This window comes from Tumebacillus flagellatus (assembly GCF_000714935.1).
GTDB classification, from domain to species: Bacteria; Bacillota; Bacilli; order Tumebacillales; family Tumebacillaceae; genus Tumebacillus; species Tumebacillus flagellatus.
Map to the genome: position 1 here is coordinate 135,605 of NZ_JMIR01000002.1, position 19,701 is coordinate 155,305.

At 58.3% G+C, this 19,701-nt stretch carries 21 protein-coding genes; 13 read left to right on the forward strand and 8 right to left on the reverse strand.

Translation table 11 applies throughout. The annotated features are described in order from the left end of the window. Positions 1-26: 26 nt before the first annotated feature. The 6 genes from EL26_RS02235 (at position 27) to EL26_RS02260 (ending at position 5,246) form a co-directional block, all read left to right on the forward strand. Entirely contained in the window at positions 27-947 is a 921-nt protein-coding gene (locus tag EL26_RS02235) for an FAD:protein FMN transferase (protein WP_052035894.1), read from the forward strand. Continuing rightward, entirely contained in the window at positions 944-1,795 is an 852-nt protein-coding gene (locus EL26_RS02240; RefSeq protein ID WP_052035895.1) for an RnfABCDGE type electron transport complex subunit D, read from the forward strand. Before EL26_RS02235 ends, EL26_RS02240 begins: the two co-directional genes overlap by 4 nt. 2 nt (positions 1,796-1,797) lie before the next feature. After that, positions 1,798-2,472 carry a response regulator transcription factor gene (locus EL26_RS02245; protein ID WP_038084274.1) on the forward strand — a complete coding sequence of 225 codons (675 nt, stop codon included), beginning with the start codon at positions 1,798-1,800 and terminating at the stop codon, positions 2,470-2,472. 5 nt (positions 2,473-2,477) lie between these two features. Further along, entirely contained in the window at positions 2,478-3,854 is a 1,377-nt protein-coding gene (locus EL26_RS02250) for a sensor histidine kinase (RefSeq protein ID WP_038084021.1), read from the forward strand. Between the two features lie 97 nt (positions 3,855-3,951). Beyond that, positions 3,952-4,191, forward strand: coding sequence for a YiaA/YiaB family inner membrane protein (locus tag EL26_RS02255; protein ID WP_038084023.1), 240 nt, complete (start codon positions 3,952-3,954; stop codon positions 4,189-4,191). 107 nt (positions 4,192-4,298) lie between these two features. Continuing rightward, entirely contained in the window at positions 4,299-5,246 is a 948-nt protein-coding gene (locus tag EL26_RS02260) for an ATP-grasp domain-containing protein (protein WP_038084025.1), read from the forward strand. A 46-nt stretch (positions 5,247-5,292) separates the two neighbouring features. Here the strand turns inward: EL26_RS02260 and EL26_RS02265 are convergent, their stop codons facing one another. Then, a complete protein-coding gene (locus EL26_RS02265; RefSeq protein WP_038084027.1) occupies positions 5,293-6,261 on the reverse strand; it encodes an alpha/beta hydrolase in 969 nt (322 codons plus the stop codon). A 94-nt stretch (positions 6,262-6,355) separates the two neighbouring features. Next, on the reverse strand, positions 6,356-7,879 hold the full coding sequence (locus EL26_RS02270) for a protein O-GlcNAcase (RefSeq protein ID WP_081856905.1): 1,524 nt from the start codon (positions 7,877-7,879) through the stop codon (positions 6,356-6,358). Between the two features lie 98 nt (positions 7,880-7,977). Here EL26_RS02270 and EL26_RS02275 point away from each other — a divergent pair, with 98 nt between their 5' ends. The 3 genes from EL26_RS02275 (at position 7,978) to EL26_RS02285 (ending at position 9,914) form a co-directional block, all read left to right on the forward strand. Further along, positions 7,978-8,496 carry a metallophosphoesterase family protein gene (locus tag EL26_RS02275; protein ID WP_038084029.1) on the forward strand — a complete coding sequence of 173 codons (519 nt, stop codon included), beginning with the start codon at positions 7,978-7,980 and terminating at the stop codon, positions 8,494-8,496. Between the two features lie 17 nt (positions 8,497-8,513). Further along, positions 8,514-8,963, forward strand: coding sequence for a dihydrofolate reductase (locus EL26_RS02280; RefSeq protein WP_420802048.1), 450 nt, complete (start codon positions 8,514-8,516; stop codon positions 8,961-8,963). A 72-nt stretch (positions 8,964-9,035) separates the two neighbouring features. Then, on the forward strand, positions 9,036-9,914 hold the full coding sequence (locus EL26_RS02285) for a dCTP deaminase domain-containing protein (RefSeq protein WP_038084034.1): 879 nt from the start codon (positions 9,036-9,038) through the stop codon (positions 9,912-9,914). A gap of 24 nt (positions 9,915-9,938) precedes the next feature. On the opposite strand, the gene EL26_RS02290 is transcribed toward EL26_RS02285, so the two are convergent. Both EL26_RS02290 and EL26_RS02295 read right to left on the reverse strand, forming a co-directional pair. Continuing rightward, the gene (locus tag EL26_RS02290; protein ID WP_038084036.1) at positions 9,939-10,715 is read right to left on the reverse strand and encodes an SDR family oxidoreductase; all 777 of its coding nucleotides are present in this window, start codon (positions 10,713-10,715) and stop codon (positions 9,939-9,941) included. Beyond that, positions 10,712-12,121 carry a bifunctional metallophosphatase/5'-nucleotidase gene (locus EL26_RS02295; protein WP_052035896.1) on the reverse strand — a complete coding sequence of 470 codons (1,410 nt, stop codon included), beginning with the start codon at positions 12,119-12,121 and terminating at the stop codon, positions 10,712-10,714. Before EL26_RS02295 ends, EL26_RS02290 begins: the two co-directional genes overlap by 4 nt. Positions 12,122-12,304: 183 nt before the next feature. Here EL26_RS02295 and EL26_RS24840 point away from each other — a divergent pair, with 183 nt between their 5' ends. Beyond that, the gene (locus tag EL26_RS24840) at positions 12,305-12,793 is read left to right on the forward strand and encodes a lecithin retinol acyltransferase family protein (protein ID WP_161780644.1); all 489 of its coding nucleotides are present in this window, start codon (positions 12,305-12,307) and stop codon (positions 12,791-12,793) included. Between the two features lie 126 nt (positions 12,794-12,919). Next, positions 12,920-14,194 (forward strand): ATP-binding protein, encoded by a 1,275-nt coding sequence (locus EL26_RS02305; protein ID WP_038084038.1) that lies wholly within the window; start codon positions 12,920-12,922, stop codon positions 14,192-14,194. Positions 14,195-14,249: 55 nt separating this feature from the next. Here the strand turns inward: EL26_RS02305 and EL26_RS02310 are convergent, their stop codons facing one another. Beyond that, a complete protein-coding gene (locus EL26_RS02310) occupies positions 14,250-15,713 on the reverse strand; it encodes a DHA2 family efflux MFS transporter permease subunit (protein WP_038084040.1) in 1,464 nt (487 codons plus the stop codon). A 108-nt stretch (positions 15,714-15,821) separates the two neighbouring features. Between EL26_RS02310 and EL26_RS02315 the strand changes: the two genes are divergently transcribed. Beyond that, positions 15,822-16,382 (forward strand): PadR family transcriptional regulator, encoded by a 561-nt coding sequence (locus EL26_RS02315; protein WP_038084043.1) that lies wholly within the window; start codon positions 15,822-15,824, stop codon positions 16,380-16,382. A 31-nt stretch (positions 16,383-16,413) separates the two neighbouring features. Here the strand turns inward: EL26_RS02315 and EL26_RS02320 are convergent, their stop codons facing one another. From EL26_RS02320 to EL26_RS02330, 3 genes are all read right to left on the reverse strand, one after another. Further along, positions 16,414-16,836 (reverse strand): hypothetical protein, encoded by a 423-nt coding sequence (locus EL26_RS02320; RefSeq protein ID WP_038084045.1) that lies wholly within the window; start codon positions 16,834-16,836, stop codon positions 16,414-16,416. Continuing rightward, complete coding sequence (locus EL26_RS02325) at positions 16,817-17,422, reverse strand: deaminase domain-containing protein (RefSeq protein ID WP_081856909.1); 606 nt, start codon at positions 17,420-17,422, stop codon at positions 16,817-16,819. The genes EL26_RS02320 and EL26_RS02325 overlap by 20 nt, the downstream gene beginning before the upstream one ends. Positions 17,423-17,548: 126 nt before the next feature. Continuing rightward, positions 17,549-18,832: a cytochrome P450 gene (locus EL26_RS02330; protein ID WP_038084049.1), complete on the reverse strand. Its 1,284-nt coding sequence runs from the start codon at positions 18,830-18,832 to the stop codon at positions 17,549-17,551. 86 nt (positions 18,833-18,918) lie between these two features. Here EL26_RS02330 and EL26_RS02335 point away from each other — a divergent pair, with 86 nt between their 5' ends. Then, entirely contained in the window at positions 18,919-19,698 is a 780-nt protein-coding gene (locus EL26_RS02335) for an ABC transporter permease (RefSeq protein WP_052035898.1), read from the forward strand. Positions 19,699-19,701: the final 3 nt, after the last annotated feature.

Genomic DNA, 19,701 nt, shown 5'->3' on the forward strand with positions numbered 1-19,701 from the left:
CACAACCGAAAGGGAGGTGACGCGAGATGACAAACGGACTCCAACGACGCACGAAAACGCGCTCCGCCCTCCACATGGACACCCTCGTCTCCATCCAAGTGGTGTCACATGAATCACCCGAAGTTCTGCAACATCAACTCGACCTGGCCTTTGCCGCTTTTTCCGCAGTCGAACGGGTCTGCTCGCGATTCGACCCGGACAGCGAACTGCGGCGGCTGTGCGAAATCGTCGGAGAGCCTGTTCCCGTCAGCGGGCTGCTGTTTGAAGCGGTTCGCTTCGCTTGGGAAGTCGCCGACATGACGCACGGCGTGTTCGACCCGACCATCGGGCACCGTATGGAACACGCAGGCTTTACCCGCAACTACCTCACCGGGGAAAAAACCGCCCCGCAAGCGCTGGAGCCCGCAACGTACCGCGATCTCCTTCTTAATGAAGAAAACCGCACCATCCTCTTGAAAAAACCGCTCCGCCTCGACCTTGGAGCGGTCGCGAAAGGCTTGGCGATCGACCTCGCCGCGCAAGGATTGCGACGCGCAGGAGGCTTCTTGATCAACGCAGGCGGCGACGTCTATGCGGGAGGACGCAACGAACACGGCGAACTCTGGCGCGTCGGCATCCAGCATCCCGCGCACCCCGACGAAATCATCACGTCGCTCACCCTGACCGATTCCGCCGTTTGCACGTCCGGCAGTTATGAACGCGTCGCCGTCAGCACCGATCAAACGCTCACGCACCACCTGCTCGATCCGCGCACGGGCACTTCCGCGCAAGACTTGCTCTCCTGCACCGTCACCGCCTCCTATGCGATGATGGCGGACGCGTTCTCCACCGCGGCGTTTCTGCTCGGCCCGACAGACGGGCAAGCGTTGCTCGACGAAGCGGGACTCTCCGGACTCTTCATCACGCCGGACTTGACAATTCTCGGAGGAAGGGAGGCATCGAAATGAACTTGCAAGCCGCACAACCGCCCAACTCACAGCCCCCTGCTTCCGTCCCAAACGAACCGACCCGCACCGCGCAGAAACCGAGCTACTGGTCGACCCCCAAAGCGTTCGTGCTGCTCGCGTTGCTGTTTCTCACCGCGATCGGCCTCGGCTTCACGCACAACACAACGGGCCTGCTCAACGCAACCGCCGCGATGGTTGCCGGAGCGCTCGTCGATTTGCCGTTTGCCTTCCTGCAAAATCGCAAAAGCAAACTGTCCGACGGCGCCCTGCTCACCGGCCTGATCGTGGCGATGGTGCTCGCCGTCTCGACACCGTGGTACATCGCCGCCGCCGCATCGGCTGTCGGCGTGCTGGTCAAAAACCTGCTGCGCGTCAAGAAAAAACCGATCCTCAACCCGGCCGCCGTCGGTTTGCTGTTCGCCGTCTTCGCCCTCTCCACGAATCAAGACTGGTGGGGCGGCATGGCGGAACTCGCGCCGTGGTGGACGCTCGCCCTGCTCGCCGTCGGCATCGCCGTCACCCGCCGCGTGCACAAATACACGCAAGTTCTCACGTTTCTCGGCGTCTATTTCCTCGCGTTTCTCGTGATGGGGCTGACCGGATTCCACAGCGACCTCGCCAGCGACGCCCTGCGCGTGCCGTTTGTCAACTCGGCGCTGTTTCTCGGGTTCGTGATGCTCACCGACCCGCCGACCTCGCCGGGCAAACCGAAAGACCAAGCGATTTTCGCTCTGATTGCCGTCGTCGTCTCCATTGTGCTTTACTTGACTTGGGGAGGTCTCGCCTACCTGTTGATCGGCCTGTTGACGGCAAACCTCTGGAACGCATGGAGGCTCTGGAAGAAATGACGATGAAAGTCTTAGTTGTCGAAGACGACCGCGCCATTCGGCACGCCGTCGTCCAAGTCCTGCAAGACGAATCTTATGAAACCGACGAAGCGGAAGCGGGCGACGAAGGTCTGCTGCTCGCAGAAACCAACGGCTACGACCTGCTGATCCTCGACATCATGATGCCCGGCCTCGACGGTCTCTCCCTGATCAAAGAACTCCGCAAGCAAGGCATCAAAACGCCCGCGCTCTTCCTGACCGCCAAGGACTCCGTCGACGCCCGCGTGCGCGGGCTCGACGCCGGCGCGGACGACTACCTCGTCAAACCGTTCGCCGTCGAAGAACTGCTCGCCCGCATCCGCGCGCTGCTGCGCCGCGACGGCAAGATCGGCCCGGAGGGGGAACTCTCGTACGGACCGATTACGTTTTTGCCCAAAGAACATGACGGCTGTGTGCAAGGCACGCCGCTCAAGCTCACGAACAAGGAATACGAACTCCTGCAATACATGGTGCAAAACCGCGAACAGATCCTCAGCCGCAGTCAGATCTTCGACCGCATCTGGGGCTTGGATTCGGAGGCGAACGACTCGATCGTCGACCTCTACATCCACTACCTGCGCAAGAAACTCGCCCCCTTCCAATGCGAGTCCATGATCCGCACCGTCCGAGGCGTCGGCTACATGCTCAAGGAGGCGTAAGGCGCATGTTCAAAAAAACCAAACTGCGCCTCGTCCTCCTCAACACGCTGGTTTTTTTCCTGCTGTTGACGGCGTTTTCGACGACGCTGTACATCTATACCAAACAGCGTCTGTACGCGCAAACCGACCAGACCTTGAACGACAACGCCCAACACTTCCTGCACGATGCGGCACACGGCACGATCGACCGCCGTCCGCTGGAGCAGCGCGAAGCGGAACGGCGCGCCGTCTACGTGCTTTGGGACGACAAAGGCACCCCGGTGTTGCAGATGCCGCAGGGTGCCCTTTTTCAAGAGGACATGAGCAAACTGCGCCCGGCCAAATCGGACGCGGGCAAGACCGACAGCTCGACGGCGGGCAAAGCGCCAGACAGTGCCACCGCCGCCGCGCTTGCGAAACCGGGTGCCAAGAACGGACACCAAACGGACGATCTCCTGCCCGTGGACGTGAACGGTCAATACTTGACCGTGACGCTCGGCAACGAAGACTACCGTGTCCTCAACGTTCCGGTGAACTTCCAATTGAGCACCGGGCAATCAATTTGCACCCTGCAACTGCTCTCGAACTTGCAGCAGTCCCAAGAGATGCTGACGAGCATGCTCTGGGTGATCATCGTCTCCGGCGCGGTCTGCGCGTTGCTCGCCGTGGGGGCGGGCATCTACCTCGCGTCGCGGGCGCTGCGTCCGATCCAGCAAGCGTGGAACAAACAACAAGAGTTCGTCGCCGACGCTTCGCACGAACTGCGCACGCCGCTGACCGTCATGAAAACATCGCTGGAACGCCTCTTCCGCCATCCCGACCACACGATTGAGCAAGAGAGCGAGGGGATCTCCGACGCGATTGACGAAGCCAACCGCATGAACAAGTTGGTTTCGCAACTGCTGACCCTCGCCCGTTCCGACTCCAACGAGTTGGAGATTTTGCGTCAACCGATGCGCATCGACACGCTGGTGGAGCGGATGGCAGACCGATTCCGGGAATTGGCGATGCTAAAGGAGATCGAGTTGGAGTCCACCGTCGACAGCCCCGTGGAAATTCTCGCCGATGAAGAGCGGTTGCAGCAATTGCTGGTGATCTTGCTCGACAACGCCTTGAAATACACGCAAGAGGGCGGGCGCGTGCAGATCTCTTGCCGCAAGATGGCCAACCATGTGCAGATCGAAGTGACCGACAACGGCATCGGCATTTCAGCGGAAGATGTGCCCCGTGTGTTTGATCGCTTCTTCCGCGGGGACAAGATGCGCGCGCGCACGCACCCCGGCACCGGCTTGGGGCTCTCGATCGCCAAGTGGATCGTCGAAGTACACGGCGGCAAGATTCGCGCCGAGAGCGAATTGGGCCAAGGCACGACGATGTCCGTCCGCTTGCCGTTGCGCGGGTAACACGTTTTTAACCTCCTCTGTAATGAATTTTTACTCCACCAGTTGCAAAGGAATAAATTCCATTGTAAGATGACATTATTTAGGAGGGGTGTCATTCATGAAAAAACGCAACACGCAGGCTTTTACGTTCTTGGCTTGGGCCTCCTTTGTTCTGGCAACCTTCGCCATGTTTATCGGAATTTATACGCTTGATGCAGACCTTTCTGTCAAAGGGTACTATTCGGTCACGGCTTTGTTCTTGATCATGTCGTCGTTTGTGCTGCAAAAAACCATCCGCGACAACCAAGAGGATTCCGACCGGATGCCTTCGACCAACTCCGAGCCGCCGATGCTGTAAAAAGAACCCGCCCCGAAGAGATTCGGAGCGGGTTTTTCTTGGTTTTCCGAGCGGGAAACACTGTGCTATAATAAAGCAAAATTCAAACAGCAAAGGAAGTATGCCCGATGGCGAAAATTTATGTGATACATGAAAACAGCGAGTGGACGGTGCACTTGACCCGCCGTCTGGAAGAATTGAACCTGCCGTACGAGGAATGGCATCTCGACCAAGGCACGCTCGATTTGACGCAAACGCCGCCGGAGGGGATCTTCTACTCCCGCATGAGCGCATCGGCGCATACGCGCGATCACCGTTTCGCTCCGGAGTTTACGTCGAACGTGTTGGCGTGGCTGGAAGCGCACGGCCGCACTGTGTTCAACGGGACGCGCGCCCTGGAGCTGGAAGTCAGCAAAGTGAAGCAGTACCTCGCGTTGAACGCAGGCGGCGTGCGCACGCCGAAAACCACCGCTGCGGTGGGCAAAGAGCAGATCTTGGAGGCGGCGCGTTCGTATGCGGGCCAGCCGTTCATCACGAAGCACAACCGCGCGGGCAAGGGCTTGGGCGTGCAATTGTTCCAAACGCTCGAAGGGTTGGAAGCGTACTTGAACTCGCCGGAGTTTGAAGAACCGGTCGACGGGATCACGCTGATCCAAGAGTACATCCAAGCACCGGAGCCGTTTATCACCCGTTGCGAGTTCGTCGGCGGGAACTTCGTCTATGCGGTACGCGTGGACACGTCCGGCGGGTTTGAGCTCTGCCCGGCTGACGCATGCCAGATCGGCGACCTGTTCTGCCCGGTGGGCGAGCAAGTGGAAGAGAAGCCGAAGTTCCAGATCCTCGACGGCTTCGACGACCCGATTCTGGAGAAGTACGCGGCGGTGCTGAAAGCGAACCGCGTGCAAGTGGCAGGCATCGAGTTCATCCGCAACGCCGAAGGCGAGATCTACACGTACGACATCAACACGAACACCAACTACAACTCCGATGCCGAAGCAGCCGCCGGCAAGTACGGCATGCTGGAAGTCGCGAAGTTCCTGGGTGCGGAACTTGCCAAACTGCAAATCAACGCGTAAAACCGTTTCGAAAAAAAGACCCGTGGGCATCTGCTCCACGGGTTCTCTATACAGATCTCTGAAAGGCGTTCGTTCGCAAAACTTCCGCCACCTCGCGCAACCCTTCCTCCGCCCGATCCAAGAACGCCCCCATCGCCAGAAATCCATGAATCATGCCGTCATAGCGGGTCAACGTGCAAGGCACGCCCGCACGTTGCAACTTGCGGGCGTACGCTTCTCCTTCGTCGCGCAGAGGATCGCATTCGGCGGTAAGGACATGCGCGGGAGGAAGTTGCGCAAGATCGGACTCGGCGTGCAAAAGCGGCGAGACCATCGGGTTCTGGAACTCGTCCTCTGTATGTACATAATGCTGGTGGAAGTAATGAAGCAACGTGTCGTCAAGCTGATACCCCTTGGCGAACTGCCGTTTCGAGGATGTCTCGTCCGCAAGGTGGGTCGCGGGGTACAGCAACAGTTGAAAGCAAGGCCGAAACCCGCCCCGTTCCTGCGCCAAACGGCACACGCCTGTCGCAAGGTTGCCGCCCGCGCTGTCTCCTCCAACAGCAATGCGTTGCGCATCGAGTTGCAGGTCGTCCGCGTTGGCAAACACCCACTCCGCCGCGGCATACGCGTCCATCAAGGGAGTCGGAAACTTGTATTCAGGGGCGAGGCGGTACTCCACCGAAATCACCGCACACGGCGTAAAGTTCGCCAACGCCCGGCAGATGTCGTCGTGCGATTGAAGGCTTCCGAGCACAAACCCTCCTCCGTGAAAAAACACCAACGCCGGCATCCGTCCCGTGCCCTCCGGTCGGTACAGACGAATCTGGATCTCGCCGCCGTACACGGGGATCACGAGGTCTTCCACCGCATGCACCGGTTCGGGCGGGATCAGTTTCCCGACGGCTTGCCGGGCGCGCAGGTGACGGACGGTCAACGCTTTGCGCGCAGCCGGAGGTTGCAGCGTTTCCAGCGGGGGCAGTTTGCTTTTGGCGAGCAGTTCCATCATCCGGACGACTTGCGGGTCGAGGGTCATAAATGCAGCGACCTCCCTTCTTGACTTCTATTAATCAGTATAGTAGAGAATTGTAAAAACCGCACGGGCATTTGCGCGTGCGGTTCGTTTTTTCTCAGCGGGCGGCGGCTTGTTGAGCGAAGGTGAGCAGTTCGTCGCCGATTTTATAGGAGGTGGATCGGGCGGCTTGCAAGCGGGCTTTGAGTTGTTGGCGCAGCACAGAATTCTGCGGGTCGTGCAGATGATCGAGCGCGGCGAGACCGGCTTGGGCTTCGGCCGCGAGCTTTTGGAGCCACGGGTCGATCTCCGTCAGCAGCGCTTGGTTGTCGAGGGTCGCGTGCAGGTGCTCGGGCAACGCGGCGAGAGATTCAAACTCGGCGCGCAGGCGGGCTTCTGCGGAAGCGCGTGCCTCCGCGTTCGGAGCGTTCCAGTAGTCGAGGGTCAACCTCGTGAATTCGGGGTTGCCCGTCGTGCGCAGCGTGCTCTCCTCGGCATAGCCGGCGAAGTGTTGCCAAGCGGTCGGGTCACCGACACCGCCGACGCTTGGGAGGGCGTTTTTCCAAGCGGTGTTCGGTTGGTAGCCCGCCGGGTTTTGCAAATAGTCTCCGGCGGTCGCAAGGGCAACTTTGGACGCTTCCTCTTGCAATTGCGGGTTCGCGATGTAGCCGGAGAGGTGATCCGGCAGATCGGGGGAACGTCCTTCGAGCGGTCCGAGGAACAGTTGCGGCGCTTTTTTCACGACGTAGGTGTAGTCGTTGACAGGATAGTTATCCCAGAGCAGCGGCTTGCGGCCGAGCAATGTCGCGACTTCATCCGCTTCGGCGCTGGTGATCGTCTCGTTAAGCACCCACTTGCCCGTCCAGATCACGGAGATCGACGTGTCGAGACGCGTGCGGATCTCTTGCCAGTACGGGTTGTCTTGCACGCCGTAGTAAGTGGTCGGGGCGTACCAGAGCTTGAAATTCGGGTCGACTGCGTGCTCTCTCTGATAGAGATCATCGGCGAGTGCGACATGCGCCGACGCGTAGTTGTTTCCGAACGCGCTCTGGTCGGCGGGCTTCAGTTTTTCCTGCACGTCGTCGAAGGAGAGCAGGAAGTCATGCACGCCGATACTGCGCAATTGGTCGATCTTGGCGGCGAGTTTGTCGCGGTCGGCGGGCGAGGAGTACGTGATCGAGCGCGCCTCGTCGTCCGGTTTGGAGGTTTCGCCCGGCAAGGGAGCCGGCAGTCCGGGCGAGAGGGAGTAGACGAAGTGGATGCCGCCCGTCGTCGCGGTTTGCACGAGCGTTTGCATGTCGCGCAAATTCTCCGACGGGTAGAGGTCGCTCCACCGTTTGCGCTGGTACGGGTCGTCCTTGGGGGCGTAGACGTAGGTATTGAAGTGATGCTCGCCCAGGAAGCTCAGCATGCGGATGCGCTGTGCGGTTGTCCACGGGTCGCCGTAAAAGCCTTCGATCACGCCTCGGATGTCGCGAGCCTCGTTGTGAGGACGGCTCTGCGCAGGCGAGACTTGCGCGGGACCATTGTCTGGCAAAGGGCGATCGGCTTGCGGGGCCGTTTGGTTTTTTCCAAGGTAGGAACACCCGCCGAGGAGCAGGGCGGCGAGGAGTACGATCCAAATTCGGGTGTTCAGCGTCATGGGACTTCCATCCTTTCAGTTTGCTTATGAAGTAGACGCGCAGGAACCCCGTCTTGAAACAGAGAATTTTTTCTATCCTAGAAGGGGAGGTGTTGCACGTGCGAATCGGTGTGGTGTCCGACACCCACATGCCCAAGCGCGGCAAGGTGCTTCCCGCCGCGTTGCGCGAGGGGTTGCAGGGTGTCGATTTGATTTTGCATGCCGGAGATTGGCAGACTCTGGCGGTGTATGATATGCTCGCAGAGATTGCACCGGTTAACGGCGTGGCGGGCAACGTGGACGGCGAGGAGCTCGTCGAGCGCTTCGGTCGGAAAAAAATCATCTCCGCCGGGAACTTTCGCATCGGGCTCGTCCACGGCGACGGCAAGGGAAAAACGACTGAGCAGCGCGCCCTCGCGGCGTTTGCCGGAGAAGAGGTCGACGTGATCGTGTTCGGTCATTCGCATATACCTTTATTGAAGGAAGAGAACGGCATCCGGCTGTTCAACCCCGGTTCGGCGACGGATAAGCGAAAACAGCCGCTTTTTTCCTACGGCTTGATCACGGTGGAAGACGCGGGGATTTCCTTGGAGCATGTGTTTTACTTGGACAAAAGCGGAGAGAGGGTGTCGGGTTGATTTCCTTGATTGTAGCGATGGATGAGAACCGTGTGATCGGCATTGACAACAAACTGCCGTGGCACTTGCCGGCCGACTTGGCGCACTTCAAAGCCACCACGACGGGGCACACGGTCGTCATGGGGCGCAAGACGTTTGAGTCGATCGGGAAGCCGCTGCCGGGGCGGCGCAACGTGGTGCTGACGCGCCAGCAGGACTGGTCGGCAGCGGGCGTGGACGTGATTCATGCGCTGGACGAACTGCCGGAGGGCGACCTGTTCGTGATCGGCGGCGCAGAGCTGTTCCGCGAAGTGCTGCCGCAAGCGGAACGGATGTACATCACGGTGATCCGGCACACGTTTGAGGGGGACGTGGTGTTCCCGGAGTTCGATCCGCTGGAATGGCGGGTCGTGGAGCAGAAGCCCGGCACGGTGGATGAGCACAACGTCTACCGCCACACGTACTTCACGTTCGAGCGAAAAAAATAAACGGGGCCGCTGTTGCGGCTCCGTTTTTTTCTGCGTGCTTATGGCTAGACCGAGTGGTAAGAGGTGAGTCGTATGCAGGCAGAAGAAGCGCAGCCGGTAATCGGTCTGTTGACGGAGAACGAGATTCGGGAAGGCTTAACGAGCGGCGAAGTGGTGATTTGGCCGTTTGAGGAAGGCAAGATAACGCCCGCCGGGTATGATTTAACGCCGACGGAGTGGGTGTTTTCGCTAAACTCGCGGTTGTTGGTGCCCGTCGTGCACGAGGGAGCGGAGAAGTTTTGTTGGGTGGAGCCGCAGGATACGGTGTTGGTCTTGACGCGGGAGGCGGTGCGGCTTCCGCGGTATATCGCCGGGACGTTGCTGTCCAAAGCGAGCGTGACGGCGGGCGGGTTCGGGCATTTTTCGATGGCGCTGGATGCCCAGTGGCAGGGGCCGTTGTTGCTCGCGATGAACAACCCGACGGGGCGGCGGGTGAAGTTGCCGTTTGTCACGGTCGGGGAGGACGGCGAAGTTCGCGAGCACACGGTGGCGGCGCTGCGGTTTGATTTGATTCGGTCGTTTATGGGCATGAAGTCGGAAATTCGCGAGGCTCGGTTGTCGTTTCCGCAAGAAGCGCAGTCGGGTAAAAAAGACCCGCTGGCGGAGTGTTTGCGCGGAATCGCGGAGATTGATTTCTTGGCGGGGCAGGGCGAGCGGTTTGAGGCGGAAGTGTTTAAGCGCAATTATGAGGAAGCGCTGAAGCGGATTCGGTTTTACACGGAGCGGGGGCAGAGGATCAGTCGGGAGGTGTTGACGCGCAGGCGTTTGGTGGCAGGCGTGCGGCAGGGCGGATTCGGTGCGGCGCTGGTCGGGGTGTTGTCGTATATGGGATATCAGGCGGTGGCGTTTGGAGATTGGACGTTTTTGGCGTTTGGCGGGATGTTGTTGGGGGTTCTTTTTCTGAAAAAATGAAGAGGGTGGGAGTCGCCCGCCCTCTTATCGTTGAAAGCCGCCTTCGGAATGAATGATCTGCCCGGTGATCCACTCGGCTTCATCGGTCGCGAGAAACGCAATCAACCGCGCCGCGTCTTCCGGTTTCCCCACGCGGCCCAGCGGGAATTGAGCCAGCAAGGCTTGCTCCAACTCCGCGTCCATCCAGCCGGTGTCGGTGGGGCCGGGGTTGACGGCGTTGATGGTGATTCCTCTCTTGGCAAGCACCGGCGCGAGCGTCGTGGTCAGCGTCTCCACCGTCCCTTTGGTGATCGCGTACGCGATTTCCGTGTACATCGGGCCGAGCGATTGCCCGGATGTCAGCGAGATGACGCGCCCTCCCGACGGGAGCGAAAATCGCTTCGCAAACTCAACCGTCAACATCGTGGTCGCGCGGACGTTGATTTCATAGTGCCGATCCAGCGTCTCCACATCGAGGGCGTCAAGGCCGTCGTTCGTGGAATAACAAGCGTTGTTGACGAGGATTTGCGGCGTTCCCATCAGTTCTGCGGCTTTGAAAACTTCTTGGTAAGCATGAGGCTGTGCAAGATCGAGTTCAAGCCGCTCACAGCGCACGCCCGTCGCTTGCAGTTCCTCCTGCAGTTGCAACGGTTCGACACGGCGAACTTCTTCCGCCGAGAGCTGGTCGTACGAACTCCAGTACACCATGAGAATGTCGGCACCGCGTGCCGCCAGAGCTCTTGCCGCCGCCGCGCCGATCCCGACACGGCGGGATGCTCCGGTGATGATCGCGAGCCGGTTTTGCAGGGGAAGTCGGGTCATGAAGTGACCTCCTTGCGTTGATTGCGGATGTGTGCGATGTACGCGTCCTTGACGTAGGTATAGTCATCGACGTGCAGAATCTTCGACCCCTCCAGCGAGGGGTAGTAGAGCGAGTCCGCATAACCCAAGTGCTCGCCGCCGCCGACGGTGTACCAGCGTTCGGGGTCGAGCGGCTCACCGTTGACGCGGCAGTTGGTAATCTCCCTGTCCCTTTCGTCCCACGTCAGACCGTCGAATTGAATCTTGCCGACAGGAAGCCCTTCCTTGGGACGGACGCCGCCGCCGATTTTGTGGCGGTTGTAGATGTCCGGGTTGTTTCGTTCGTGGAGCAAGCCCAGGAGTTGCTTGCCTTGGAATTCAAACTTGGTGACGTTGACCAAGCTCATCAGGTTGCGGTAGATGTCGCCCACGGTGAGCGGCCCCGCCGGAAATCCCGCGACCGCAACCGCTCCGAACATCATGCCGAGTTCCGCTTGGTAATAGTCGCGCATGACGGCGGCGAGGTGCGCGATCAGTTCGTCGTGGGACACCGGAGTTTCAAGCACGCCGAGGACTTCGGAGATTTTCGCTTCGATCACCGATTGAGCGTCCTCGTAGATCTGTTGAAGTTCCGCGTCCGGAAGCATGTCTTCTTCGACCGGATGCAGGCAGCCTTGCAGAGAAGTGATCGTCTGACCGGGCGCTGCCTGCAAGTCCAATTCCAGCGTCAACTCGCCCAAGAATCGCGCCATCGCCCCCGCTTGAGCGATCCATACGCCCGCCTCGTGCAACGGTTCATGCAACGCGTCATGCGTATGCGCGCCGATGATCAAGTCGACATGTCCCGCCAAGCGGGGCGCCAATTCTTGGTCTTGGTTCAATCCGGCGTGCGACAGCAGGACGACGAGGTCGGCGCCTTGAGCACGCAAGCGCTCCGCTTGCGTGCGGACGGCGGTGACGGTGTCTGCGTTTTTGACGTGCAGCGCGTCTTCATAGAACGTGCCGAACTGATCGGTGATCCCCGTCAGTCCGATTTTGATACCGTCGAGGTCGAGCAGCAACGCCTCTTGCATGCCGCCGATCGGAGAACCGTCTCCTTCCACAACGTTGGCGAGCAACCACGGCACGCGGGAGGCACGGCTTAGTCCGCGAATCTGCTCCAGCGTGAAGCGCGACAGTTCGTTGTTGCCGACCGCTGCGGCGTGGTAGCCGAGCGCCGCGTGCAGGTCGAGATTGAGTTGTCCGTCTGTCGCTTGGCATTCCAAAATCGAGATATCCAGATGATCGCCGCCGTCCACAACCAAAACAGGCACGCCTGCCGCGCGCAGGCTGTTTCTTTTTTCCCGAAGCAACCCGGCCAGTTTGAGCTCGTGGGCAAAGTTGGAGTGAATGTCGTTGGTGTGCAAGATCGTCAAGTTGCGTTTCAATGGGTAGACTCCCTTCCTGCTCGTTTGTGTTTGTATTCGATAGTCTGCAAAAAATTCCCTGTTTCTTCCCCCTTCTTGATCAAAAACCACCCCGTAACCTCATTTACAACCTTGGAAAATCTCACTAAATTTAGTACACTAAAATTAAATACAATCGCTTCACTTTCAGGGGAGGGTATGAACATGAGCAGAAGGAATCGCCGCTCCGGGAGTTCGCGAGTCGGGGTCTTGGGGCTGTTGGGGGAAGCGGTGCAAGCGGCAACGGAGATCGGCAAGCATTCGTCGGTGCGGGAGATCCGCAATCTGTCCCAAACGGTGGAAAACTTTCTCGACGCCAACGACCCGCGCTCTGTATCGCGCAGGCTGCTCACCGACGAGACGCACCGGCTGCAAGCGGGCGATCACGTCTATTGCCAACGCCTCGGCTATACGCACCACGGCATCTACGTCGGGTCCGGCCGCGTCGTTCATTACTTGCTCGACCACGGCGTCATCGAAGACTCGCTCGAAGGCTTCGCGGCGGGCGTCAACGTGCACCGCAAACACAGCATCAAGCGTTATTCCGACCGCGAGATCGTCCGCCGGGCGTATGCGCGGGTCGGAGAGCGGGACTACAATCTGTTTCACAACAACTGTGAGCACTTTGCCAACTGGTGCCGCAACGGCGGTTGAGAAGGAGAGAGCCGGCCCCGGTGCCGCTCTCTTTTTTCGGTCTTGATTTCCAGATGGCAATGCGAGATCTTTCTGGCATACTAGAGTCACGATGTCATTCCGACTCCGTGGAAGAGGGGTACCGCCTTGAGCAAGGATTTTTTCTTGAATGTGATGATTGTGCTGTTTCCCGTGCTGATCTTCCAAGTTTTCTACAACAACCCGCTTCAAAAGCTGACGCGTCGCCATACGTGGTGGGTCGGAATCCTCTATGGAATCTCCGCGTTGTTGTGTTTGCGATATCCGTATATCGACGGCTACGGATTCTATTGGGACTTGCGGGCGATTCCGTTGACGCTGTCGCTTCTGTACGGCGGTTTTCTGTCCGCAAGTCTCTCGCTTGGTATCGAGATGTCCTTCCGCCTGTGGGTCGGGGGGCAATCCGCTTGGTTTTCCATTTTGTTTCAGTTGGCGATGCTGCTCTTGCTGCTTCCGTTTGTCCGAAAGTTTTACTCCTTCCGCCCCCGGCAACGCCTCGCCGTCGTCGTGGGATTTACGATGGTGGAGTATCTGATATTTCTCGTGCGCCTCTCCTATGAAATCAATCTGTTCGCACATCTCTCCTATCGCGCCGAAGCCGCCAAGAACTGGCTGTTTCTGATTCTGTACGGACTCTTGCAAGCCGCTGTCATGGCGGTCGCCGCGTGGCTCCTCGAAAACATGATCTCCACGACCCGGATGCGCGACGAAGTGAAGCGATCGGAACAACTCCGCGTCATCTCCGATTTGGCACCGTCGATCGCCCATGAAGTGCGGCATCCGTTGACCGTCGTGCGCCGCTGCTTGCAATTGGTGCGCGGAAACTTGGATGACCAAAACCAAAAAAACGACTTGAACACGGCACTCGCCGAATTGGATCGTGCCGAATTCATCATCAGCGATTATCTGAACTTCGCCACACCGCATGCGGAGTCGATGACGGTGTTGGACGCCGCCCCGGTACTGCACGATGTCGTGACGTTGATGAAGCCCTATGCGCAACAGCGCGGCCTAAAGCTGCAAGCGCACATCGACCCTCCCCTCCGGGTGTGCGCCGACTCGGATAAATTGAAGCAAGCGGTGATCAACCTCTTGAAAAACGCCGTCGAAGCCAGCGCCAGAAGCGGCGGAACGGTCACGCTGCAGGCACGCGTCGAGCAATCGTCCGTCTGCGTGCGCGTGCTCGACACAGGCATTGGCATGACAGAGGACCAAGTCAAACAGTTGGGCCAGCCGTTTTACTCCACCAAAAAGCAGGGCGGCGGCCTCGGTCTGATGGTGACGTTTCGCATCGTGGAGAAGATGAGCGGCGAGTTGTCGTTTCAGAGCACGCCGGGCGTCGGCACCGAAGCGACGATCCGGCTCCCGGTCGCGGACGACTAAAAAAACCCTTTTCCCGTCAATCAGCGGAAAAAGGGTTTTTGTTTGTGCGGCGGGTTTAGGCTTTGAGCGCTTGCGTCGGGAGGTTGTGGGCTTGGCGCTTCTTGCGGATGAAGAAGCAGACCGGGATGCCGGCCAGCGCGATGAACGTCGCCAGCAAATACACGTCGTTCATCGACAGCGTGAAAGAATGCAGCGCGATGCTCTTGGCGTCGCCCGCTTGTTGCAGAGCAAGTTCTGCCGAGTGCGAGGTCTCGCGCGCGCCGAGCATCGATGTGAACATCGCGATTGCAAACGAGCCGACCACGTTGCGCAGCCAGTTCGTGATCGACGATGCGTACCCGGAGACGTTGCGCGGAATCTCTTCCATCGCCGACGTCTGCGCGGGCGTGAACGAGAGCGCGATGCCGATGTTGCGCACGATCATCCAGAGCATCACGTAGCTCTTGGACGTTTCCGGCGTCAACTGCGCCATCATCCACGTGCCGAGCGCGATGAACAGGATGCCCGTGGTCAACAGCACCGTCGGGCCGATCTTGCTGTAGAGACGCCCGGCGAGCGGCGTCATCAACGCCATCGCGATCGAGGCGGGCAAGAGGATCAGCCCGGCGTCAAGCGGAGAAGCGAGCAGGACGTTTTGCAAAAACAGCGGGGTCAAGTACGTGCCGGAGTACAGAGACAGCGTGATGATGCAGAGAATGATCAGCGAGATGTTGTAGCGCTTGTTTTGGAAGACGCGCACGTAGAGCAGCGGCACGTCGGTGCGCAGTTCGCGCACGAAGAACAGCACCACCATCACCGCGCCGAAAATCAGCAGACCGAGAGTCTTGCCCGACCCCCAGCCCCAGGCGTTGCCTTTGGAGAACGCGATCAAGAGCGACAGCGAGCCCGCGACACAGGTGATCAGGCCCGGCAAATCGAATTTTTTCGGGACGTTCAAGCGGTAGTACGGAACGAGCCGCTGGGTTAGAATGATCGAGAGCAGGCCGATCGGCACGTTCATGAGGAACATCCAATGCCAGCTGTATTCCATCAGCCACCCGGCGAGCGTCGGGCCGATCGCCGGCCCCAACATGCTGGAGAGCGACCACAGCGAGAGCGCGATCGGTTGGCGGGGCTTGGGCACGACTTGGAAGATGATCGTCATCGTCGCGGGCATGACCAATCCGTTACACGCGCCCTGCATCGTGCGAAACGCCACCAGCGACCAATCGTTCCACGCCACGGCGCAAAGCAGCGAGAACAGCGTAAATCCGATCAGTGACCCCAAGTAGAGCCGCTTATAGGAAAAGCGCTCTCCCAAGTATCCGCAGATCGGAGCCGTCGTCCCCGTCGCCAACAAAAATCCGGTCAGCGCCCACTGGATGGTGCTGAGGTCGGAATGAAAATGCTCGATCAAAACGGGTACCGCCACGTTGATCGTCGACGTGCTGAGGACCGTGAGGAAGGCCCCGCAGAAGAGCGCGATCATCACCGGCCAGAACTTCACGTCTGAGCCTTGTGTTTGCGATGTTTCACTCAAACTGGATCTCCCCCTACTAGAGTTGAGGATATGTCAGAAATGACATATAATATCTCATGTTACGCTTCCCGAAATACTATGTCAACACTTACATATACGGAGGTTCTAATGAATACGCTTGCATTTGCATTGTTGAGTTTTTTGGCGCGACGTTCGATGTCCGGGTATGACTTGATGCTGGCGATTCAACCGCTTTGGCAAGCCAAGCACAGCCAAATCTATCCCACGCTTTCGAAATTGGAGGCGGAAGGCCACGTCGATTTCGAGCGGGTGTTGCAGCACGACAAACCGGATAAGAAAGTCTACTCGATCACGCCCAAGGGCACCGAAGCCCTGCAAGCGTGGTTGCACGAACCGAGCAGCGACCCGAACATCCGCGACGAGATGTTGCTGAAAGCGTACTCGCTGTGGCTTGGCGACCACGACGCCGCCCGGCGCTTGCTCGAAGAGCGGATCGCCTACTTCCGCAAGCGGCTGCAACGCTTGGAAGGCATCTTGGACGACGTGCAGACGGAACACCACTCGGAGCTCGACGTGCCGGACATCCTCTCGCCGGTGTTCACGCGCGTCAAACTGCTGGAGCGCGCCATCACGACCGCACGCCTGGAGCTGGACTGGTGCTACGAGTTCCTCAAACAGATCGAACAGAGTGCAAAAAAACCCCGCTGACACACTTGGGTGTCGGCAGGGCTTTTTTTGGTTAGGCCATCATCAATTGGTCTAGAAAGGACATACCGCCTAAGGTTTTGTTATATAAGAACAGAAACTTATCCGCAGCATCCGTTTCACCCACGGATAGAAGAATCGATACGACGCTCTCTTGTATGTGTTCGACAGTTACATCACCTTGATCGAAGTATTCATAGAGAGCTTGCACCAATTGGCTATGCAGTTTCCGACTCTCTTTACTTTCATCTAAAAGACCGAGCAAGTGAACATAGCCGACAAGCGCAAGATGAGGTTCGTCGTGCAAATCGTCATCGCCAAGTTCATTCAGTGTGAAAGCGACGGCTTCCGCAGGAGTGAATCGATTTCCGCGTAGCACGCTCGCGGCGAGTACTTCGATGGAATCCACCAACTCCTCATACCGATCCAAGAACTCCTTAGAATACTGGTTTGCCATGTTTTTTCACCCCGTTTTTTAGATAGTTGCTAAAGAGTACGGTCACATCCAGCAACTTATGATTGTTTATCATAAAGTCAAACAGAGATTGCTCGCAGCTGGCGCAAGGCTCCTTCAACGAATAGAGAAGGAGTGTGCCGACACGATGTTGCCCTTCCAGCCTCATTATATCCAGATCTCGATCGACTTTTTCAATGATTTTTGATTCGGAGTCCACATTACGCAGGTAGGGCTGATCGATGTCCAAGATCACATTGTCCAAGGCAACCGATTGAGCCGGATACCTCATAGATCCCAATTCCACGATTTCAACCAATTGAAATCCGTGATTGTCTTGCCAAGAGGGAAGGTCTTCTGCAATCTCTTGTACCCCGCTGAATGCAAGGTACTTTTTGATACCTGAAGGAAGGTGAAGGTACGCGATTGCAAAATTAGCCCTCTCTGCAAAGAGCGTTTTATATCTCTTTCTCTCCAAACCGCTTGCCGAGTTTTTCAGCTGTTCAACGTGGAGTCTTAACCTCTCCAAGTCTTGCTCAATACGATTCCTGAATCGTGGTCCTTTTTCAGAATCAATGTGATAGATCATCGCGGGTACCGCAGCTATGCACCAGCTGCGTACCGCGGTTTCTTTTTTCCGAATCTACTTCTCCAGTCCAAGCCCTGCTTTGCGGGCAACCAGCACCGTGAGGGCGCGGTTGTTCCATTCGTTTCTCTACTCCTGTTCCCAGACCATCTGCAACCCGCCTTGGATGCGCAGCGAAATCGAGGGTTCGGGGATCGCTTGGAAGTTAGGAACGGCGAGGCGGAGGCGGCCGGTGCGCCAAAGCGTTGCGAGGATGAGCACCGATTCCATGATCGCGTACTGGCTGCCGATGCACGCCCGCGCCCCCGCACCGAACGGGAGATACGCAAAGCGCGGAATCTCTTGCTCCCGCTCAAGAAACCGCGACGGATCAAACCGCTCCGGATCGGAAAAAACAGCCGGGTTCCGATGGATCGCATACGGCGAGATGATGTACGTCCCCCGCCCGTCCACGCGATGGCCTGACAGCTCCACCGGCTCGACGTTCTCGCGCAGGATCGCCCACGCCGGGGGATAGAGCCGCAGCGTCTCTTGCATCACGGCTTGGGCGTACGGCAACTGTGCAACATGCTCATAACGCAGCTCTCCGTCGCCGACAACGTCCCGAATCTCCTGCCGCAACTTCTCGCCCGCCTCCGGGTTCTTCGCCAAGGAGTAAAACACCCAGCCCAGCAAGTTCGCCGTCGTCTCATGCCCGGCGATCAAGATCGTGATGATCTCATGCCGAATGTCCGCTTCCGGAAACGCGTTCGCCAAAAGAGGGCTCAACAGCGGCGCCCGGTTGCTCTGATTCTCTTGGGCAAATCTCCTGAGCACCGCCCGCGACGCTTTGAACGTTCGGTTGCTTTTGAGCGGCAACGCCAAGGGAATCGGCACCGGCGAGTAGATGCGGTCGGCGCTGTACTGGATGCACTCCTCGACCGCGATGCCCACCCGCTCCGCTTCTTCGTGCAGTTCCACGCCGAGCATCGTCTTGCAGATGATGCGCAGGGTCAACAGCATCAAGTCGTGGGAAAGCGAGCGGGCCTCTCCGTTTTTCCAAGCCGCGACGGTGTCTGCCGCATACCGCGCCACGTCCGTCGCGTAGAGCTCCAAATTCGGTTTGGTGAACGCGGCGGACATCACGCGTTTTTGCTTCTCGTGCGTTTGGCCTTCCGACGTCAAAACCCCTGTGCCGACGGTGCGGCCGAGGATGGCGGAGGAGCGGCCTTTGACGAAGCTTTTTTCCTTGGTGACGAGGATTTGCTGAATCACGTCCGGGTCGTGGACGACAAACGACGGGCGTTTGCGGGAGTTATACAGCGAGACGACCTCGCCGAAACCGCGGGTGGCGAGCAGGAACCCCAAAGGGTCGCGCTGGAACCACAGGTAGTTTTGCAGCCGGGAACCCGGCATGCGCGCAAAAGTTGTCATGATTTGCAAAAATCCTCCTTCCAATAAACTCCAAGTCGTGCTATTATGAATTTCTGTCTCTTTTGAGAGGGGGTTCTGAGAGCATCGTGCATTTCTATCTGACTTTGTTTCGCAAGACGTATGTACGCAACTTCCAGTACCGGATCGCGGCGTTGATCAACAACTTCGGAAGTTTGATCTTCGGGTTCATGTACATCGCGATCTGGCAAGGGACGCTTGGTTCAAGCCGGCGCGTGATCGGATTTGGCTCCGATGAGATGGGTTGGTACATGGCGTTCGTGCAGGGGGTTTTCTTCCTGACGATGGGCTTGCCCAGAGGGTTTCGGATCGACGAAGCGGTACGGTCCGGCGAGATATCGCTGCAATTGATGCGCCCGGTGAGCTTCCTCGGCTACTACGCGGCGCAGTGTTTCGGGTTTCAGGTGTATAATATCATCTTCCGTTCCCTTCCTGTCTACATCATCTTGTCGCTGTTCGTCGGCTTCCCGGCCGTCCATGCGGCAAACCTTCCTCTGGTGTTGTTCTCCGTGCTTTTTTCCATGGTTCTCGCGTTTTTGATGACGTACTTTGTGGGCATTACGGCGTTTTGGACGAACTCGATCCGCTGGTCGTTCATCGTCCAGTATACACTCATTATGACCTTCTCCGGCTTCCTCGTGCCGCTGCCGATCTTGCCGGGCTGGCTCTCGACGATTTCGCTGTACTCGCCGTATGCGGGCATGCATTATTTCCCGGCGATGTTCATGCTCGGGCGCGTGTCGTGGGAAGGCATCTTGCTCCCGCTGTTTTGGTGTGTCGCGCTGACCTGGCTTGCCGTCTGGCTCACTCGATTGGCAAGGCGCAAGGTCGAAGTGCAAGGGGGTTAGGTT

Excerpts from the sequence above, each read along its gene's own strand:
- EL26_RS02235 (WP_052035894.1), top strand. The coding sequence starts at position 27 with ATGACAAACGGACTCCAACGACGCACGAAAACGCGCTCCGCCCTCCAC.
- EL26_RS02240 (WP_052035895.1), top strand. The coding sequence starts at position 944 with ATGAACTTGCAAGCCGCACAACCGCCCAACTCACAGCCCCCTGCTTCC.
- EL26_RS02245 (WP_038084274.1), top strand. The coding sequence starts at position 1,798 with ATGAAAGTCTTAGTTGTCGAAGACGACCGCGCCATTCGGCACGCCGTC.
- EL26_RS02250 (WP_038084021.1), top strand. The coding sequence starts at position 2,478 with ATGTTCAAAAAAACCAAACTGCGCCTCGTCCTCCTCAACACGCTGGTT.
- EL26_RS02255 (WP_038084023.1), top strand. The coding sequence starts at position 3,952 with ATGAAAAAACGCAACACGCAGGCTTTTACGTTCTTGGCTTGGGCCTCC.
- EL26_RS02260 (WP_038084025.1), top strand. The coding sequence starts at position 4,299 with ATGGCGAAAATTTATGTGATACATGAAAACAGCGAGTGGACGGTGCAC.
- EL26_RS02265 (WP_038084027.1), bottom strand. The coding sequence starts at position 6,261 with ATGACCCTCGACCCGCAAGTCGTCCGGATGATGGAACTGCTCGCCAAA.
- EL26_RS02270 (WP_081856905.1), bottom strand. The coding sequence starts at position 7,879 with ATGACGCTGAACACCCGAATTTGGATCGTACTCCTCGCCGCCCTGCTC.
- EL26_RS02280 (WP_420802048.1), top strand. The coding sequence starts at position 8,514 with ATGGATGAGAACCGTGTGATCGGCATTGACAACAAACTGCCGTGGCAC.
- EL26_RS02285 (WP_038084034.1), top strand. The coding sequence starts at position 9,036 with ATGCAGGCAGAAGAAGCGCAGCCGGTAATCGGTCTGTTGACGGAGAAC.
- EL26_RS02290 (WP_038084036.1), bottom strand. The coding sequence starts at position 10,715 with ATGACCCGACTTCCCCTGCAAAACCGGCTCGCGATCATCACCGGAGCA.
- EL26_RS24840 (WP_161780644.1), top strand. The coding sequence starts at position 12,305 with ATGAGCAGAAGGAATCGCCGCTCCGGGAGTTCGCGAGTCGGGGTCTTG.
- EL26_RS02315 (WP_038084043.1), top strand. The coding sequence starts at position 15,822 with ATGAATACGCTTGCATTTGCATTGTTGAGTTTTTTGGCGCGACGTTCG.
- EL26_RS02320 (WP_038084045.1), bottom strand. The coding sequence starts at position 16,836 with ATGGCAAACCAGTATTCTAAGGAGTTCTTGGATCGGTATGAGGAGTTG.
- EL26_RS02325 (WP_081856909.1), bottom strand. The coding sequence starts at position 17,422 with ATGATCTATCACATTGATTCTGAAAAAGGACCACGATTCAGGAATCGT.
- EL26_RS02330 (WP_038084049.1), bottom strand. The coding sequence starts at position 18,832 with ATGACAACTTTTGCGCGCATGCCGGGTTCCCGGCTGCAAAACTACCTG.